The organism is Zobellella aerophila (assembly GCF_039539325.1).
GTDB classification, from domain to species: Bacteria; Pseudomonadota; Gammaproteobacteria; order Enterobacterales; family Aeromonadaceae; genus Oceanimonas; species Oceanimonas aerophila.
The window spans coordinates 53,412-70,851 of the sequence record NZ_BAABCX010000003.1 but is presented as its reverse complement, the minus strand read 5'-3'; the positions used below and the strand labels follow the sequence as shown (position 1 = coordinate 70,851).

Annotated in this window: 17 protein-coding genes; 4 read left to right on the top strand and 13 right to left on the bottom strand. The window is 60.1% G+C overall.

The window, feature by feature from the left end:
* Positions 1-41 precede the first annotated feature (41 nt).
* Positions 42-1,400, bottom strand: coding sequence for a uracil-xanthine permease family protein (locus ABD806_RS11835; RefSeq protein WP_344958213.1), 1,359 nt, complete (start codon positions 1,398-1,400; stop codon positions 42-44).
* A gap of 347 nt (positions 1,401-1,747) precedes the next feature.
* On the opposite strand from ABD806_RS11835, the gene ABD806_RS11830 reads away from it, so the two are divergent.
* Complete coding sequence (locus tag ABD806_RS11830) at positions 1,748-2,800, top strand: LacI family DNA-binding transcriptional regulator (protein ID WP_344958211.1); 1,053 nt, start codon at positions 1,748-1,750, stop codon at positions 2,798-2,800.
* A 54-nt stretch (positions 2,801-2,854) separates the two neighbouring features.
* Here ABD806_RS11830 and hemN read toward each other — a convergent pair whose 3' ends face one another.
* The 5 genes from hemN to ABD806_RS11805 all read right to left on the bottom strand — a co-directional run bounded on the left by hemN (position 2,855) and on the right by ABD806_RS11805 (position 6,591).
* Positions 2,855-4,225 carry an oxygen-independent coproporphyrinogen III oxidase gene (hemN, locus tag ABD806_RS11825; RefSeq protein WP_344958209.1) on the bottom strand — a complete coding sequence of 457 codons (1,371 nt, stop codon included), beginning with the start codon at positions 4,223-4,225 and terminating at the stop codon, positions 2,855-2,857.
* Positions 4,226-4,241: 16 nt separating this feature from the next.
* Positions 4,242-4,700, bottom strand: coding sequence for a DUF2489 domain-containing protein (locus tag ABD806_RS11820; protein ID WP_344958207.1), 459 nt, complete (start codon positions 4,698-4,700; stop codon positions 4,242-4,244).
* Positions 4,697-5,275: a Der GTPase-activating protein YihI gene (gene yihI, locus ABD806_RS11815; RefSeq protein ID WP_344958204.1), complete on the bottom strand. Its 579-nt coding sequence runs from the start codon at positions 5,273-5,275 to the stop codon at positions 4,697-4,699. Before yihI ends, ABD806_RS11820 begins: the two co-directional genes overlap by 4 nt.
* The gene (locus tag ABD806_RS11810) at positions 5,272-5,880 is read right to left on the bottom strand and encodes a class I SAM-dependent methyltransferase (RefSeq protein ID WP_344958202.1); all 609 of its coding nucleotides are present in this window, start codon (positions 5,878-5,880) and stop codon (positions 5,272-5,274) included. The genes yihI and ABD806_RS11810 overlap by 4 nt, the downstream gene beginning before the upstream one ends.
* Positions 5,881-5,973: 93 nt before the next feature.
* Positions 5,974-6,591, bottom strand: coding sequence for a c-type cytochrome (locus ABD806_RS11805; protein WP_344958198.1), 618 nt, complete (start codon positions 6,589-6,591; stop codon positions 5,974-5,976).
* A gap of 142 nt (positions 6,592-6,733) precedes the next feature.
* Here ABD806_RS11805 and yihA point away from each other — a divergent pair, with 142 nt between their 5' ends.
* Genes yihA through rsuA form a run of 3 tightly spaced genes read left to right on the top strand, consistent with a single transcriptional unit; the run spans position 6,734 to position 8,784 of the window.
* Positions 6,734-7,387, top strand: coding sequence for a ribosome biogenesis GTP-binding protein YihA/YsxC (yihA, locus tag ABD806_RS11800; RefSeq protein WP_344958195.1), 654 nt, complete (start codon positions 6,734-6,736; stop codon positions 7,385-7,387).
* A 37-nt stretch (positions 7,388-7,424) separates the two neighbouring features.
* Positions 7,425-8,081, top strand: a complete 657-nt coding sequence (locus tag ABD806_RS11795) for a GntR family transcriptional regulator (RefSeq protein ID WP_344958192.1) — start codon at positions 7,425-7,427, stop codon at positions 8,079-8,081.
* 16 nt (positions 8,082-8,097) lie between these two features.
* Complete coding sequence (gene rsuA / locus ABD806_RS11790) at positions 8,098-8,784, top strand: 16S rRNA pseudouridine(516) synthase RsuA (RefSeq protein ID WP_344958188.1); 687 nt, start codon at positions 8,098-8,100, stop codon at positions 8,782-8,784.
* Between the two features lie 63 nt (positions 8,785-8,847).
* Here the strand turns inward: rsuA and ABD806_RS11785 are convergent, their stop codons facing one another.
* The 7 genes from ABD806_RS11785 to ABD806_RS11755 form a co-directional block, all read right to left on the bottom strand.
* Positions 8,848-10,161, bottom strand: coding sequence for a TRAP transporter large permease (locus tag ABD806_RS11785; protein WP_344958186.1), 1,314 nt, complete (start codon positions 10,159-10,161; stop codon positions 8,848-8,850).
* Positions 10,154-10,687 (bottom strand): TRAP transporter small permease subunit, encoded by a 534-nt coding sequence (locus ABD806_RS11780; protein WP_344958184.1) that lies wholly within the window; start codon positions 10,685-10,687, stop codon positions 10,154-10,156. Before ABD806_RS11780 ends, ABD806_RS11785 begins: the two co-directional genes overlap by 8 nt.
* A 246-nt stretch (positions 10,688-10,933) precedes the next feature.
* Positions 10,934-11,995 (bottom strand): TRAP transporter substrate-binding protein DctP, encoded by a 1,062-nt coding sequence (dctP, locus tag ABD806_RS11775; RefSeq protein ID WP_344958182.1) that lies wholly within the window; start codon positions 11,993-11,995, stop codon positions 10,934-10,936.
* A 197-nt stretch (positions 11,996-12,192) separates the two neighbouring features.
* The gene (locus ABD806_RS11770; protein ID WP_344958180.1) at positions 12,193-13,677 is read right to left on the bottom strand and encodes an aldehyde dehydrogenase; all 1,485 of its coding nucleotides are present in this window, start codon (positions 13,675-13,677) and stop codon (positions 12,193-12,195) included.
* Positions 13,678-13,687: 10 nt separating this feature from the next.
* Entirely contained in the window at positions 13,688-14,563 is an 876-nt protein-coding gene (locus tag ABD806_RS11765; RefSeq protein ID WP_344958178.1) for a dihydrodipicolinate synthase family protein, read from the bottom strand.
* Between the two features lie 53 nt (positions 14,564-14,616).
* Positions 14,617-16,080, bottom strand: coding sequence for a Na+/H+ antiporter NhaC (gene nhaC / locus ABD806_RS11760; protein WP_344958176.1), 1,464 nt, complete (start codon positions 16,078-16,080; stop codon positions 14,617-14,619).
* A gap of 30 nt (positions 16,081-16,110) precedes the next feature.
* Complete coding sequence (locus tag ABD806_RS11755) at positions 16,111-17,421, bottom strand: NAD(P)/FAD-dependent oxidoreductase (RefSeq protein ID WP_344958174.1); 1,311 nt, start codon at positions 17,419-17,421, stop codon at positions 16,111-16,113.
* Positions 17,422-17,440: the final 19 nt, after the last annotated feature.

Sequence of the window (17,440 nt, the reverse complement as noted above, 5' to 3'; positions counted from 1 at the left end):
TGTCAAACTGGGGGCAGGGCGAAACCGCCCCGCCCATGGGGTTATTGGCCCTGTAACTCAGGCTTTTCCTCGGTAACCGGAGCCTGGGCCGCTTTTTTGCCCAGGCAGTGGAAGAGGGCGTTCATCAGGGCGGCGGTGATGGCACCCATGGCCACGCCGTTACCCAAGAAGGAGGCCAGCCCGGCGGGGAACTGGCTGTACACCCCCGGCACCAGTATCGGGAAGAGACCCACCGCCAGGGCCACGGACACCACATACATGTTGGCGTGATGACGCAGATCGACCCGCCGCAGCATGTCGATGCCCATGGTGCCGACGATGGCGAACACCACCAGGCCGGTGCCGCCGACCACGGCCTCGGGCACGCCGTGGATAACCCGGGCCAGGGGTGCGAGCAGGGCAAAGGCAATCAGCATCAGGCCGGACATCAGGGTGACATAGCGGGAGCGGATACCGGTGGCCCGCACCACGCCGATGTTCTCACCGCTGGTGATGATCAGCGAGGTGCCGAACAGCCCCCCCAGCAGGGAAACGGCGGCATCCCCCCTGATAGTCCTGGCGACGTCGTTTTCGATGTCGAGTTTCTTGTCCACCACCTCACCGATGGCGATGGTCTGGCCCGTGGCCTCCACCATGGAGATGACGCAGAAGATCATCAGCGGCAGGGCGGCGAACAGGTCAAACTTGGGCATACCAAAAGGCATCAGCAACGGCAGGCTGAACAGGGGAAACAGCGACAGGTGCTCGAAATGGAAAGCGCCCAGGGCCATCGCCACCAGGGTGCCCCCCAGCAGGCCGAGAAGGATGGCCAGCTGGCTCCACATACCTTTGAGCAGACGGGCGAACAGCACGGTGAACGCTATGGTGGCGAAAGCCAGCAAGATATGCGTAGGGTTGGCATAATCCGCCGAGCCGGCCTTACCCACGATGAGGAAACCGGAGATCTTCACCAGGTTGACGGCGACCAGCAACAGCATGGTGCCCACCACCACCGAGGGAAAGAAACGCAGGAACTTCTTAAAGACGGGCAATACCAGGAAATAGAACAGCGCCGTCAGTATCACCGCCCCCGAGGCCGTGGCCACGTCGGTCTGTTGGGCGATCAGGATAAAGAGGATGATGGGTGCGCCGCCCGGCAGCATGATAAAGGGCAGGCGGGCGCCGAAACCCTTGAAGCCGACCGACTGCAGCAGGGTACCTATGCCGCAGATGATAAAGGTGGCGCTCAGCAGGTTAATGGTGAGTTCGGGAGGGAAGTTCAGGGCCGTGGCCATCAGGAACACGGAGGCGATGGGGGAAGCCGCCATCACCAGTACATGCTGCAGTCCGAACGCCAGCAGCGTCTTCAGCGGCAACTTTTCGTCTACCGGGGCGGTGACGTCCTTGTGCTCTTTCAACATGATAATCTCCTTAAAGCAATACCTTGCTTGGTGGCGGTATAAACCGGGTCCTTGTCATCATGAACCAACCCCAAATCGATTTGGGAGATGGGTAAAAAACAACCCGTACCGGGTATCTTCGCTACGGGTCGCCCCTCCCCATCGGAGCAGGTTCAGATAAAATCGATTTCGGAGTTATACATCGTTTACCCAAATCGATTTGGTTAAACCATAATCCGGGTTTATCGGCTTGTCAACCGGGAATCGGCACGAATTTAGTCGGGCTTCCGTGCAAGCCTAAATCGATTTGGTTGGGGCCCGGGCTCCTGTATACTCGATAGATCCTGCTATCAGCGTCCAGGGAAGTTATGAGCTCAGTCAAGCACGACGGGTCGCGTCGCCTTACCATTGCCGATGTCGCCGAGGCGGCGGGGGTGTCCCGTACCACGGTATCCCATGCCCTCAACGACCGGGGACAGGTGGATCCCCAGACCCGGGCCAGGGTCAAGGAGGTCGCCAAGCTGCTGGGATACAGGCCCAATTTACGGGCCCAGCGGCTGCGCACCGGGCGCACCAACTCCATCGCCCTGCTCTCCTCCATGCCTTTTGCCGTGGCCGGCGGAGCCTCCCGCCTGGGTTTTATGATGGAGATTGCCGCCACGGCGGCGGAAGCGGCCCTGAAACAGGGGCTGGCGCTGGTGCTGGTACCGCCCCTGGCGGAAGCCAGGAGGCTGCTGGACGAGCTGGATATAGACGGCGCCATCATCATAGAGCCGGTGGCTCAGGATCCCCAGATAGCCCAACTTCAGCGTCGTGGTATCGGTATAGTGTCCATCGGCCGTCAGCCGGAGGCAGACACAGCCCTGCCCTATATCGATCTGCAGGCCGGGGAAACCGGCCTGCTGTTGCTGGATCATCTGGCAGAGCAGGGGTCCAGGCAGATAGCCCTGCTGATCGGCGACCAACGCCGTCACTCCTATGTGGACGTAGAGCAGGCCTATCGGGAGTTCACTTCGGCCTGGGGCATGCCCTGCCTGGTTGCCAAGGCCGACGAGGCCGGAGGCGAAGCCGCGGGAGCCGAAGCCTGCCGCCAACTGCTGGCCAGCCATCCGGATCTGGACGCCATCTGCGCCCCCGTGGATGCCTTTGCCGTCGGTGCCGTCAGGGCCCTACAGCAGGCCGGTCGGCGAATACCGGAAGACGTCAGGGTGGTAACCCGCTACGACGGCCTGCGGGCGCAGCAATGCCAGCCGCCGCTGACGGCCGTGAATTTGCACCTGGAAGATATCTCCGCCCAGGCCATCGCACTGCTGCTGGAACACATCAACGGCAAAGGAAAACGCACCATCGTCAGAGGCCCCAGCCCACAGCTGATCGTCCGTGCCTCCTCGGGGAGGACAGGAGATAAACCGGCCCTCTGAACGGCACGCGCCAAGGAGCCCCAAACAGCGACTGTCAGTGCTCCGAGCGCACCATTAAATCACCCGCGAATACTGCTGCAGCCGGGCCTGCCGGCGCAGGTGCGCGTCGAAGCACATACAGATATTGCGGATCAACAGCCGCCCCCTGGGTGGGACAAAGAGGCCAGCGGCGGTGAGCTCCAGCAATCCATCATCGATAAAGGTCTGTAGTAGGCGAATATCTTCGGCGAAATAATCGGAAAAGTTGATATCGTAGGCCTGCGCCAGCGACGCAAAATCCAGCTCGAAATGACAGATCAGGGTTTTGATCAGATCCCGGCGCAGGCGGTCATCCCGGCTCAGGGCATAGCCCTGCCACTGGGCATGGCCCAGCTCGCCCAGCTGCCCGTAGTAACGCTTGAGATCTTTATGGTTCTGGGAGTAGGCATCGCCGATCATGCTGATCGCCGAGACCCCCAGGCCCAGCAGATCACAATCACCCTGGGTGGTGTAGCCCTGGAAATTACGGTGCAACTGACCCTGCCGCTGGGCCACCGCCAGGCTGTCGTCCGGTTTGGCGAAGTGGTCCATGCCGATAAACTGGTAGCCCTGGGCGGTCAGGTAGCCGATGGTATCCTGCAGCATGGCCAGCTTCTGGGCCGGTTTGGGCATATCCGCCTCGCTCAGCTTGCGCTGGGCCGGGAAGCGGCTGGGCAGGTGCGCATAGTTAAACACCGACAGCCGATCCGGCGACAGGGCCACTATCTGCTCCAGGGTATGGCGGAAGCTTTCCGGCGTCTGCAGCGGCAGGCCGTAGATCAGGTCCAGGCTGGTGGATACAAAACCCAGCTCCCGGGCGCGCAGCACCAGCGCCCGGATAAAGTCGTTATCCTGCTCCCGGTTGACGACCTCCTGCACGGCCTTGTTGAAGTCCTGCACCCCCAGGCTGATGCGGTTGAAGCCTTCCCGCTTGAGCAGCTCCAGCACATCCAGTTCGATTTCCCGCGGGTCGATCTCGATGCAGAACTCGCCCTGCTCGGCAAAATTAAAGTGGCGGCGCAGCAGGCCGGTCAGTCGGCGGATTTGCGCCTCGGTGAGGAAGCTGGGCGTACCGCCGCCCCAGTGCAACTGGGTAACGAGCCGGCCGGCAAAGCGGGGCGCCAGGGTCTTGATTTCCCGCTCGAGAAAATCCAGATAGGTGTCGGCCTTGCCCTGATGGCGGGTGATGACCTTTTGGCAGCCGCAGTAGTAACAGAGCTTGTGGCAGAAGGGGATATGCACATAGAGGGACAAGGGCCGCTCGGGGTAGCGACCGGCGGCGGCCTCGAATTCCCCCATGCCGAAGGCCTCGTTGAATTCAAGCGCCGTCGGGTAGGAGGTGTACCTGGGACCCGAGTAATTATATTTTTCGATTAACCGCTGATCCCATTCTGCCTGTAGCGACATGCCCGCCTCCGATAAGTTATCGGTCGGGCAGCTCCAGGGCCGCCAGCTGCGCTACCTCGGCTTTTATCTGCCCTTCCAATTCATGTTCAAAACCGGCCCGCTCCAGATCCATGCGCATGATTTCATTGCGCTTATACTGTTTGCGGGCTTCATGAGTCGGCATATCCTTGACCTTGTCGTATAGGCCATAAAGGCCAGGATATTCACCGGTAAAGTCTCGCGGCCGACGAAACTGCAGGGTATTGAGCAGGTTGGTCAGCCGAATCGCCCCTTCGGACAGGTTGCACTGATCTTCCCGCACCGCCGAGGCAATTACCCTTATGCTGTCGAGAATACGGGCATTGCGCCGGGCGATGGCCCGCTCACGATGCAGCTGCTGTTGCCTGAGCCTGGCCAGCAGGATGCCGGCATAGCCGGCCAGGCCGACGATGATGACGCCGCCCGCGAAGGCGGCGATGAGCCAGGGGGAGATCATGACTTGTCTTTCTTCTCCTGATATTGAGCAGGATCAAACTCTGCATCCATAAAACGATTCCAGAGATCGTCGGGTTCGTCCCCGGCCTCAGTGTCGTCTTCGTCCAGCAGGCCCAGTTGCTCCAGCAGCTGCTGATGACGGGCCAGGGTCTTGTCCAGCCAGAGGGTATCATCCTTGTTCAGCTTGTCGCCGGCCTCCACCCGATCCAGCAGCTCATTGAGCCACTCGTTATTTTCCAGCTGCTCCAGCTCCTGCTCGAGAGTCAGTTCGGCGACTGGCTCGGCGACCGGCGCCTTGACCTTGTCGGCCCTGGGCTTAGCTTGCTTGACTACCGCTGCCGACGGTTCATCCGGACGCAGCGCGATCGGCTTTTTAGAGCCCAGTCGGGGATCCTGGGCTGCCTTGGCGCCACTGCCACCCTGGCCCGAACCCGATTCCGTATTATGACGGGAACCGGGCGCCAGACCCTTGCGTTTGGCCTTGCGTTTGCGTTCCCTGCTCTGATCGGCACTTTCGCGACTTTCCTTGCGGGAACCGATTTGACCCGGGGTACGGGTCTTCTTAATACGTGTCATACGGACTCCGGTTTTTGCAGTAATATCACATCGGCACCAATGATGACGATGTTAAGCCCATCCCGCTCGGCCAGCCAGTGAAAGGTTTCCCGGCTGAAAAAACTGACGTGGGTGGGGTCTTGTTTGTAATGCCAATTGGCAAAGGCGCTTCTATCCAGGGCCAGCTTGGTCATGATACCAAGCCAGGCACCGGGCCTGAGCAAGCCCAGCAGGCGCCGCCATTCCCGGCCGGGATGATAAAAATGCTCGATCGCCTCGGTACAGGTAACGAAATCATAGCTCTGCGCCAGGTGCTCGGGATAAGGCGCATAATAGGGATCATAGGTCCGGGTGGCGAAACCGGCCTCCTCCATCATCAAAGCCAGTGCCGGACCCGGACCACAGCCAAAATCCAGGCCCCGGCTGCCCGCCGCCAGCCGGGCCGCCAACGGCTCGGCCAGACGTGCCAGAAAACGGCGGTAACCGGGATCGCCGGGATCATTCTGATGAGTATCGTAAATGGCCTTTTCCGCATCCGCATTCAGCCGCTGGGCGGGATCGACAAAAATCAGCCGGCAACGGTCACAACGGTAATAATTTCGGGTTTTATCCTGCCAGAAAGGCAAAATTCCGGTATGTTCGCAGAGGGGACACAACAAGGAGCTAGACCGACATTACATGGGAAAGCCTGGGAAAGGGGGCGCAGGCCCCCTTCGGCGTTAGCGTAAACCAACTACATACTGAGACAGGACTTCGATATCCTCATCGGTCAGCTTTTTGGCGATATCGCGCATCATGCCATTGGGATCGTTTTCCCGCTCGCCGGCACGGAATGCCTTCAGCTGGGCCACCACATAGGCCGGATGCTGACCGGAAATGCGCGGGAACTTGGCAGACTCGAGGCCTTCGCCACGGGGGCCGTGGCAGGCGATGCAGGCGGTAATGCCACGCTCTATGTCGCCACCCTGATACAGGGCCGAGCCCTGCTCGATCACGTCTTCAGAAACGGCAACGGGGGTGACGGATTCGCTGGCAAAATAGGCGGCCAGATCAGCCATGTCCTGCTCGGACAGGGGCATCACCATACCGGCCATGATGGCGTTGCTACGGCCGGCACCACCGCTGGCGGCGGCTTTAAATTCGACTAACTGTTTTTCCAGATAACTGGCATGCTGGCCCGCCAGCTTGGGATACATGTCGGTAGGGCTGTTACCATCAGCACCATGACAGGCGGCACAGGTGGCTGCCTTGGCTTTGCCGGCTTCGGCATCGCCCTGGGCCTGCGCTACACCGACCACTCCGAGCATTAAGGCTAGCGTGAAGACAATTTTTTTCATGATGTTCCGACTTCTCGTTGTAATAGCTTCCAGATCACATACCTGATGGGGCATGTTACAATGCGACTTAGAAAACGGCACCATTTTACACAAATTTGCGAGAAAGTAAGCAAGGCTGGTTCAGAACCACGGGGATTTAACATTGAATAGCAAGCAGATAAATTTTCAAGTCGCCCGCTTTATCACCAGCGCGCCCAATATTAAGCATATGCCGGAAGATACCGGTGTAGAGATTGCATTTGCAGGAAGGTCAAATGCCGGCAAATCATCTGCTCTTAACGCCATAACACAGCAGAAAAGTCTAGCTAGAACCAGTAAGACCCCAGGTCGTACCCAGCTGATCAACGTCTTCGAACTGAGCGAAGGCAAGCGGCTCATCGATTTGCCCGGCTACGGCTATGCCAAGGTGCCGGAAGAAATGAAGCTGAAATGGCAGGAGGCCCTGTCGGAATACCTGCAGAAACGCGCCTGTCTAAAGGGCCTGGTGGTGCTGATGGATATTCGCCATCCGCTCAAGGACATCGACCAGCAGCTGCTGCAATGGGCCTGCGAAAGCAAATTGCCGGTGCTGGCACTGCTGACCAAGTGTGACAAGCTCAAATCCGGTGCCCGTAAGGCAGAGGTGCTGAAGGTGCGCGAAGCCGTCAAGGTGTTCGGCGACGACATCCGGGTCGAAGCCTTCAGCTCGCTCAAGGGCACGGGGCTGGACCAGGCCAAGGAAATCCTCAGCGACTGGCTGCTGCAGGGGGATGGCGAGACCGTCGCCGCAGAGGTACCGGACGCCGAGCAAGAATAATAAGTGCCCCATCCACTTCACCTTTGCCAGGAATGATATGCATAAGACCCGAACGCAATTTGTGGCCGACGCCATCAGGACCAAGATTCTACGCGGCGAAATAAAGGGCGGCTCGGCCCTGCGTCAGGATGCCTTGGCAAAGGAGTTCGACGTCAGCCGGATACCGGTCCGGGAAGCCCTGCTCACCCTGGAAGCCGAAGGCCTGGTGGAGTTTGAGGCCCATAAGGGCGCCTACGCCACCGAATTATCGGTGCCCAAGATCCTGGAGCTGTTTGAGTTACGGGTGCTGCTCGAATGCCATACCCTGGCCGCCGCCATCCCCAGGATGACAACGGAGCAGCTGGATAATGCCGAGGCCCTGCTGAGCGAGCTGGATCATATGCTGGACACCTCCAGCCATATCGATCACTGGAGCGACTATAATTTCGCCTTCCACCGGGCCCTGTATACCCCCGCCGAGAAACCGGAAACCATGGCGCTGATCACCCAGCTGAACACCCAGTCGGACCGCTATATCCGTATCCAGTTGCTGCATGCCGCCGGTGTCCAAAAAGCGGAGACGGAACACCGGGAGTTACTGGCACTGTGCCGGGCGGGTGACGTAACGGGAGCCTGTGAGCTGCTGCGTCGCCACATCCTGGTCGCGGCCGATGACATCGTCGCCCTATTACATAAACAGCAACAGGATTGCTGACAACATTGGAAGCCTAATGCGCCTCGACAGATTTCTCTCGGAAACCACGGACCTGACCCGCTCTTTCGCCAAAAAGGCCCTCCATAAAGGGCTGGTCGAGGTGGATGGAGTGGTAGTAAAAAAGGGCGACTTGCAGATCGACCAGCAAGCGGTCCGCTACCAGGGCAGGTTGCTCAGCCTGAGCTCCCCGCGCTATCTCATGCTGCACAAACCCGCCGGCTATATCAGCGCCACCCAGGATGAAGATCACCCCTGCGTGCTGCGGCTGCTGCCCGAGGGGCTGCAGCGGGGACTGCAGTGCGCCGGTCGCCTGGACCTGGACACCACGGGCCTGCTGCTGCTCACGGACGATGGCCAATGGTCACACCGCATCCGCTCGCCGAAAAAAGCCTGCGGCAAGATCTATCGGGTCGACCTGGCCGAGCCGCTGGCCGACGACGTGGCCGGGCACTTTGCCGAGGGCCTGATGCTCCACGGCGAAGAAAAGGCCACCCTGCCCGCCCAGCTTGAAGTCATCACTCCCACCCGGGTGCTGCTGACCATACAGGAAGGCAAGTACCATCAGGTGAAGCGCATGTTTGCCGCCGTCGGCAACAAGGTCGTGGGTCTGCACCGGTTGCAGGTTGGTCCTATCCGGCTGGACGACTGCCTGGAACCCGGCCAGTGGCGGCACCTTACTGAAGAAGAAATCGGCTCCATATAAATGCAATCTTTCCAATGAAAATGGCGCCTGTCGGCGCCATTTTCATCTGCACAGTCGTAATACTTAACTCGCTATCAGGCTAGGCAGATAGGTGGCCGCCATCGGAAACACCACCACCGACAACAGCACCAGCAGCTGCAGGATGACGAAGGGCACCACCCCCTGGTACATATGCCGGTAGCTCATATCGGCCGGCGCTATGGACTTCAGGTAGAAGATCGAAGGCGCCATCGGCGGGGTGAGATAAGAGGTCTGTATCACCACCATAAACATAACCGCGAACCAGATGGGATCGATGCCGGCCGTTTTGATCAGCGGCGTAAAGATAGGCACAAAGATCAGCACAATCGAGATCCAGTCCAGCACGAAGCCGGCCAGGAAGATCACCGCCATCAGGATAAAGGTGAGCTGATAGACGCCGATGTCCAGGCTGTTGATGGCATCCACTATCATCCAGCCTCCGCCGGAAACCGCAAAAATGCTGGTAAACATGGTACCGCCGACCACAATCATCATGATCATGGCGGTGATCTGTATGGTGGTTTTCAATGCGCCGATGAAACTGGACCAGGACAGCTCGCGAAAGACCAGGGCCACCAGCGCCGCGCCGGCGGCACCCACCGCGGCCGCTTCCGTCGGTGATGCGATTCCCAACAGCAGGGAACCCAGCACCGAGCTGATCAGCAACAGCGGCGGCAGGATGGCCTTGGCGGTAATCAGCAACTTCTCGGACAGCGCCACCTCCTGTTCCAGGATCACCGCCGGCCCCAAATCCTTCTTGAAACGACAGGCAACGAGCATATAGATCATGAAGAATGCCACCATCATTACCCCGGGGATCAGGCTGGCCGCAAACAGCTGGCCGATCGACAGCTGGGCCATGGAGGCGTAAACGACCACCACGATAGACGGCGGTATTATGGTTCCGAGAGAGCCGCCGGCACAGACGGTGCCCGCCATCAGCCCCTTGTTGTATTTGTATTTCGCCATGGCGGGCAAGGCCATCATACCCACCACGATTTCCACCGCCCCCACCACGCCCGAGGCGGCGGCAAAGATGGCGCACATCACTATGGTGGACAGTGCCAGGCCGCCGGGCAGGCGGCCAAACCACAGCTGCAGGGCCTGAAACAGCCTGAGCGCCAGCCCCGTCTTCTCGAGGATGGCTCCCATCAAGATGAATAATGGAATGGCCGACAGCGTAAAGTTTGAGGCGGTATGCAATATGGCACCATAAAGCTGATTAAACAGCAGATCGCCAAAGGTAAAAAATCCGAATATCACCGAGGTCACGATCAGCGACATGGCCACGGGGATACCGAGAAAGACAAATACAAACAGGATAATAAACATCCATAATGGAATTAATTCAGCCATGACTCATCTCATCCTTTATTGCCGACTCGCCCGGAGCCTTATCACCCGATAAATACCTGATGCCGTCGATATAGACCTGCAGGGTAAACACCATCAAGCCCAGGGCGATGGCGCCATAAAAAGGCCAGACCAGGGGAGACCAGGGGCTGACGCTTTCGACCTCCCCCGTCAGCCAAGCATGAATGGCCTTTTCCGCGGCCACATAGCTGAAAAAGGCAAATGCGGGACCTATCATGAAAAAATAAAAAAACAGGTTGATAAGCTGCTGGTGGCGCAAGGCGAGCCTGGATGACAGGAAATCTATTCTGACATGCGCCTCAACCTTGAGCGAATAACCGCTGGCCAATAGAAACAGGGAGCCGTTGACCATATAGGATATGTCGAACGACCATAGTGTCGGCGCACCAAATGCGTAGCGGGAGACAACTTCATACAGGATGGACAGCACCAGCACCACCACCATGGCCATGGAAATCCTTGCCAAATAGTCGGAGAGACTATCGAGCCGAGCTAAAAAAACATTCATAGGTTATACCCCGTTAATAAATGACGCCGTCGGGCTAATGCTGTTCAATTAAGGGGAGTCCTCATCTACCAAGCCGACCGTTGGCGTCATGGATGACGTCGCCGAGCCCCCAGGGATGGGATTTCGGCGAGTCGGTGTGTGGAGGAGGGCACCCCTTTTCACCTTAAGTGAACGGCATGGCACCCTCGGGCGCCATTTATCACTTTCAGACAACGTTCATCACCAGAAATGACAAGCCGGGATGGCTCAGTCCCTTACCAGGACGGAGGAATTCCTCGCCCAGCGCTCCTGGTAGTCCTGATAGTCCTTGAGCAGCCCCTGCATTTTATCGTTGCCTTTCTCAGCCTGCTCCCTGGCCTGTTCCTGCATCCATTGATGGCCGAATCCCCGTACCTGCGCGATGACCTCCTTATCCAGGGTGATCACCTGGGTGCCATATTCCTTATATTTGTCCATGGCCTGCATATCCTCATGGGCGAAATGCAGATAAGACTCCAGGGTGGTCAAGCGGGCGGCGTCTTCGATGCGCCCCTGCAGCTCGGGAGACAGGGCATCCCAGGTTTCCTGCTTCACAAAGAATTCCCATACGAAGGTCGGCTGATGGATACCCGGGGTAATGATGTAGGGCGCGACCTCATGGAATCCCTCCATGATGTTTGAGCCCGGGGTCGCCCATTCCACCGCATCGACCCCCTTGCGTTGCAGCAGCGTATAAATCTCGCCGGGGGGCACGACCGTGGGCACCCCCTTCAGGTAGTTCTTCAATACCCCGGCCCAGGCGCCGGAGGTCCGGTATTTGAGGTTTTCGAAATCGGCTATGCTGTTAATCGGTTTATTGGCATGCGCCAGTATTTCCGAGGTACCCAACCCGACCACCATGGTATGCAGGCCCATGGTTTCCTGCCGGTATTGCCGCAGGCTTTCCAACCCGCCCCCCTCATACAGCCAGGTAATGGTGGCCTCGGGCGACATGCCGCCCGGGAAACCGGCGAAAATGGCATTGGTCGGATCCTTGTTGACTAGGTAAGAGGGGGTGGAGTGTCCCGCTTCTACAATACCGTCCTGGACGGCTTCATATACCTGGAATGCCGGCACCACCACACCGGCGCCAAAGGCCCGCAATTTGACCTCGCCTTCGGAATAGACCGCCAGATGATCGCTGAAGCGTTGCAGGAAGTTATTGTAGAAAAAAGATCCCTCCGGCACCGAGGTCGGAACCTTCCAGGTCACTTCCTTGGCTGATATGGCGGGAGCCACAAAGAGAGCACAGGCAGTCAGAATGGCTCCACAGGAATTAGCTATTTTCATGTCCATCTCCTTTAAAATCCTTTTATGTTTCCCATGCTTGGAAAACCGTATGGCATTTGATACAGCGCCCGGGATCCGATATGCAGATCCGTTATCCTCCCCCCGGGCGCGAGTGTCGCCCGCGGGTGTTCCCCTCGGACGGCACCGGGGATTAAGGAGGCAACAGGGATTGCCTCCACCGACCCCAGTTATTTAATTTAGGCCTGGTTATACCAGATGGTTTTCTTTTGCAGGTATTGCTCCATGGCTTCCAGGCCATTGTCCCTGCCGCCGAAGCCGGACTGGCCGTAACCGCCGAAGGGGGTGGTGATGTCCCCCTCGCTGAAGCAGTTGATGGAGACGGTACCCGCCTTCAGCGCCCGGGAGACTCTATGGGCCCGCCCCATATGGCTGGTGTAGAGGGAAGCGGCCAGGCCATACTGAGTCTGGTTGGCCAGGGACACCGCCTCTTCCTCGCTGGAGAACTCGGTCACCGCCAGCACAGGGCCGAATACCTCGTCCCGGAACAGGGTCATGGCGGGGCTCACCCCATCGAAGATGGTCGGTTCAATGAACAAGCCGGCACCCAAGGCCGGGGTGTTGCCGCCGTAACGCAGCCGGGCGCCCTGCTCCCTGGCCTGCTCGACCATGTCCTTCACCTTGTTGAAGTGCACCGGCTCCACCATGGGCCCGACCATGGTGGCCGCCTCCTTGGGATCACCCAGCGTCCAGCCCGACAGGCGGGAACACAGCTTGTCCAGCAGCGCTTCCTTGATGCCCCGCTGCACCAGCAGGCGGGAACCACAGCTGCAGTTTTCGCCCATGTTCCAGAACGCCGCCGCCAGCACGTCGTCGACGATGGCATCCAGGTCCTCCACATCATCGAACACCAGCTGCGGACTCTTGCCGCCGCACTCCAGCACCACCTCTTTCAGGTTGCTTTGGGCCGAATACTGCAGGAACAGGCGGCCGACTTCGGTGGAGCCGGTGAAGGACACCATGTCCACATCCGGATGCAGGCCCAGCGGCATGCCGGTCTGTTCACCCAGACCGGTCACCAGCTGCAGCGCCCCCTCCGGGATCCCCGCCTGATGAGCCAGCTGTATCATGCGCCAGGCACTCAACGAGGTCTGCTCGGCCGGCTTCACTATCACCGAATTGCCAGTCACCAGGGCAGGTCCCACCTTCCAGGCAAACATCTGCGCCGGAAAATTCCAGGGCAGCACGGCGGCGACCACCCCTATGGGTTCGTTGACGACCAGGCCCAGGGTGTCATCCCCGGTCGGTGCCACCTTGCCGAACACCTTGTCTACCGCTTCGGCATACCAGGCCAGGGTGTTGATGGTTTCCGGGATGTCGGTGTTCAGGCACTCGCCGATCGGCTTGCCGCCATCGACACAATCCAGCGCCGCCAGCTCTTCCTTATGTTGTTCCAGCAGCGCGACCCAGGCCTGCATGCGCCGTTTACGCTCGGCCGGGGCCAGCGTGCGCCACTCCCCCCGCTCGAAACTGGTCCGGGCGGCGGCCACCGCCAGCGTCACCTGCTCTTCGGTGCAGGCCTCGACCCGGCCGATCACGGAGCCGTCATAGGGATCCCGGGTGTCCAGGGTCTGATCCCCGGGAATATAGCCGACGATGATGGCATCGGCCCGTAGCTCCCCCCGCTTCGCCCTGGCAAAAACGCTTTCCACTTGTACTGACATGACCATCTCCTTAATTCAGCACCTGGGCCAGCAGGGCCAGGAAGTCGTCTTCGTCCTGCCGGCTTACCGGGTACAGGGGCGCCCTGACGGGCCCCACCGGATGACCGATATGGCCGCAGCCCAGCTTGGCTTTCTGGTTATAACCGCCGGATTCCATGTTCTGCAGCACCGGCAGGATGCGGGCCATGATGCCCCTTACCTGCTGCCAGTCGCCGGCCTTGGCCGCTTCGATCATCTTGACGTGATCCCCGGCCAGGTAGTTGGCACCGCCGCCAATCCAGGCGCGGGCGCCCCAGAACAGGTAATCCGCCCCCTGGTCATCGGAGCCGCACACCACCTCGAAGTCTTTCAGCCCCAGGTTGAGCAGGGTCACGGCGCGGGTGAAGTCGCCGCTGCTTTCCTTGATACCGACGATATTGGGATCCCTGGCCAGCACCTTGATAGCCTCGATGCCGATTTCCACCCCGGAGCGGGCCGGGAAGTTGTACATGATGATGGGCATGCCCGCCTCGCGGCTTACCGTTTGGTAATGGCCGATGATCTCGTCCTGCTCCGGCAGGCAATAGATGGGCGGCGCCAGCATCAATGCCCGATAACCCAGTTCCTTCGCCTCCAGTGCCTTGGCGACGGAGCCCGCCGAATGGGTGTCGTTGACGCCGGCCACCAACAGCGCCTTGTCGCCCACTTCCCGGGCGATAAAGGCCATCAACTCGCGGCGCTCGGCCTGGCTCAGGGCGTAATACTCACCGGTGGTGCCGCAGGCCACTATGCCGCTGACGCCCGCTTCCAGTTGATGGGCCAGCAAGGCCGCCAGCGCCGGGTAATCGATCTGGCCGTCTTGAGCAAAGGGGGTCACTACAGGAACCATTACACCTTCAATTTTCATTATTTATATCCTTATCGTGATAAAGGGCCTGAGCACAGGCCCGGAACAGTGGGTTATGAAGCAGACTTCGCCGGGGCCAGGCTTTGTTCGGATTCGTCGGCGGGCACGGAGCCATGACCACCAGCCCGCCAGATGGCGATATTGGCGTAGCCGTAGATCAGCGAGATGATCAGCACCAGGAAATGGAACCAGAGGAAAGGCAGATAGCTGAGGGTGCCTACCCCCAGGGTGGTGGCCATGAAGACACCACCGTCGGACCAGGGCACCATGGGGGTGGTGACGGTACCGCCGGCCTCGGCATTGCGGGACAGCACCCGGCGATCGATGCCCTGCTTGTCGTAGTTTTTCTCGGTGATGGTGCTGGCGGTGATCAGCGAGACATAGGCCGCGCCGCCGAAGAAATTGCCGAAGAAGCCGCCCAGCAGGGTGGACAGCGTCAGCCGGCCGGCATTGCTGGCCCAGGACAGGAAGCCGTTACAAATAACGGTCAGTACGCCAATCTTGTCCATCAGCCCGCCCAGCCCGAGGGCGAACAGCACCAGGGCGATGACCCCGAACATGGACTCAATACCGCCCCGATTCAGCAGGGTGTTGAGGAAGTCCACCTCGGAACTCATGGCATTGCCGAAGTAGGCGGTATTGACCGCATCCAGCGCCGCCATGTCCTGGAACAGCACGGCGCAGACAATGCCCAGCACGGCGCCGAAACTGATCACCGGAATAGACGGCTTGCGCATGGCCAGCAGGGCGATCACCGCCACCGTCGGCAACAACAGGTACCAGCCGATGTTGAACTGCTCGGCCAGGGCCACCATGGCCGCATCCGCCCGGCTGGTGTCGGCGGCGCCGTCGACATAGAAATAGCCCACCCCCAGGAACAGCAGGCTGGCGATCAGGGCGGAAGGCGCGCTGACATAGAGCATCGACTTGATATGGTCGATCAGATCCACCCGGCACAGGGAGGCGGTCATCACAGTGGTATCGGACAGCGGCGACAGCTTATCACCCACATAGGCGCCGGAAATGACCGCCCCGGCCACCAGCGGCATCGGGATACCGAAGCTGTGGCCGATGCCCATCATGGCGATGCCGGCGGTGCCCGCGGTGCCGAACGAGGTGCCGGTCGCCAGCGAGGTCAGGGCACAGATGATAAAGGCCGCGAACAGGAAGATGCTCGGACTCATCACCGACAGGCCGTAATAGATGATGCTGGGCACTATGCCGCCGGCAATCCAGGTGCCGATCAGGGCACCAACTGTGATCAGCACCAGCACGGCTTCCATGCCGTTATGGATGCCATTGAGCAATCCTTTCTGAATGCTCTCATAGCCCAGGCCCAGCCGGATACCCAGGCCGATCACCAGGAACCAGGATACGAACAGGGCCAGTTGTATGGGCAGGGCCCACACATTCAAAAACAGATACATGACGCCGATAAAGGCGGCCAGCAGGCCCAGCACTTCCGCGCCGTTGGGCAGGCGGACCCGGGCCGACGGGGTTTTCCGAGTAATATCCATATACTTTCTCCTAGGGGTACGTTAACCCGGCTAAATTTCTGAGCCGGGCAGACAAACACTGTTATTAAAGTTGTGCGAGGGGGGTAATTGTCCGAATCGAGCTAACCTGAAAGGCGCCATATCGAGCTCGGGAGCACTTCCAGACAGCAGGCTCAGCATCAAGCGGGCGGTGACCGCCGCCTGGGTCAGGCCCAGGTGATGGTGGCCGAAAGCCAGCAGCAGGCGGCCCTGCGGGCCGACCCTGTCGATCACCGGCAATGAGTCGGGCAACGAGGGCCGGCAGCCCATCCAGGGCGTGGCCCCCTCTGTAGCAAGCGGCCGGGCAAACAGGGCATCGGCATGGCGCATCAGCCCCCAGGCCCGCCGGTAGTCCGGTGGCCGTTGCAGGCCGGCGAATTCCACCGTCCCCGCCAGGCGCAGGCCGTCCGCCATCGGGGTCATGATGAATTTACGCTCCAGGGAGCTGACCGCCACCGGCGGGCGAGCCCGCTCACCCGGCAGCATCAGGTGGTAGCCTCGTTCGGTGTCCAGGGGCACCTTGAGGCCGGCCAGTTCCCTGACCAGAGGCGCCGCCCAGGCGCCGGCGGCGATCAGCACCCGCTTGGCGAACAGAGGGCCCCTGCTGGTGCCGAGCTCGATGCCGTCGGCCAGCCAGCGGCCGCCGTGAACCTCGGCCTGCAACTGCGCCAGACCCGCGGCCTGTGCCTGTTCAAACAGCCGCCTGACCAGCTGGTAAGGATCGGTCACATGGCCGGTATCGGGGAAAGACAGGCCACCGCTGACCGCAGGTGCCAAACCGCTAACCTGCCGATGTAATGTCTGTGCGGACCAGGGTTCACTTGACACACCCAACTCGCCCAGCACATGCGAATAACGCTGCAACTCGGCAAACGCCTGCTCGCTTTCGCACACTAGTAGGGATCCCTCCTCCTTCAGCAACCGGCTCAGGCCCGCCTGCTGCAACAATTGCCGCCAGGCCGGCAGGCTGGCCTCATTCAGCAGGCGTAACCCGGCGCTGCCGGCACGCTGGGCCCGGGGCCGCATATTGGCCACCAGCCTGAGCAGCCAGGGGGCGATACGATGCAGGTAACGCCAGTCCAGGCGCAGGGGACCCAGGGGATCCAGCAGCATGCGGGGCAACTGCCGTAATACGGCGGGCGAGGCCAGCGGCAGGACCTGCTCGGTGGCGATATGGCCGGCATTGCCGAAGGAGGCGCCCCGTCCGATGTCATCCTTCTCCAGCAGCAACACCTTGTAACCGGCCCGGGTCAGCCGCCAGGCGCAGCTAACGCCGATAATTCCGCCACCGATGACCACTAAATCGTGATTCAGGTCTTGCATCTGAGTATCCCTTCGCCAA

Coding starts and splice junctions, on each gene's coding strand:
- ABD806_RS11785 (WP_344958186.1), bottom strand. CDS start 10,161: ATGGCTGAATTAATTCCATTATGGATGTTTATTATCCTGTTTGTATTT.
- ABD806_RS11795 (WP_344958192.1), top strand. CDS start 7,425: ATGCATAAGACCCGAACGCAATTTGTGGCCGACGCCATCAGGACCAAG.
- ABD806_RS11765 (WP_344958178.1), bottom strand. CDS start 14,563: ATGAAAATTGAAGGTGTAATGGTTCCTGTAGTGACCCCCTTTGCTCAA.
- ABD806_RS11820 (WP_344958207.1), bottom strand. CDS start 4,700: ATGATCTCCCCCTGGCTCATCGCCGCCTTCGCGGGCGGCGTCATCATC.
- hemN (WP_344958209.1), bottom strand. CDS start 4,225: ATGTCGCTACAGGCAGAATGGGATCAGCGGTTAATCGAAAAATATAAT.
- ABD806_RS11830 (WP_344958211.1), top strand. CDS start 1,748: ATGAGCTCAGTCAAGCACGACGGGTCGCGTCGCCTTACCATTGCCGAT.
- ABD806_RS11805 (WP_344958198.1), bottom strand. CDS start 6,591: ATGAAAAAAATTGTCTTCACGCTAGCCTTAATGCTCGGAGTGGTCGGT.
- rsuA (WP_344958188.1), top strand. CDS start 8,098: ATGCGCCTCGACAGATTTCTCTCGGAAACCACGGACCTGACCCGCTCT.
- dctP (WP_344958182.1), bottom strand. CDS start 11,995: ATGAAAATAGCTAATTCCTGTGGAGCCATTCTGACTGCCTGTGCTCTC.
- nhaC (WP_344958176.1), bottom strand. CDS start 16,080: ATGGATATTACTCGGAAAACCCCGTCGGCCCGGGTCCGCCTGCCCAAC.
- ABD806_RS11835 (WP_344958213.1), bottom strand. CDS start 1,400: ATGTTGAAAGAGCACAAGGACGTCACCGCCCCGGTAGACGAAAAGTTG.
- ABD806_RS11770 (WP_344958180.1), bottom strand. CDS start 13,677: ATGTCAGTACAAGTGGAAAGCGTTTTTGCCAGGGCGAAGCGGGGGGAG.
- ABD806_RS11755 (WP_344958174.1), bottom strand. CDS start 17,421: ATGCAAGACCTGAATCACGATTTAGTGGTCATCGGTGGCGGAATTATC.
- ABD806_RS11780 (WP_344958184.1), bottom strand. CDS start 10,687: ATGAATGTTTTTTTAGCTCGGCTCGATAGTCTCTCCGACTATTTGGCA.
- yihI (WP_344958204.1), bottom strand. CDS start 5,275: ATGACACGTATTAAGAAGACCCGTACCCCGGGTCAAATCGGTTCCCGC.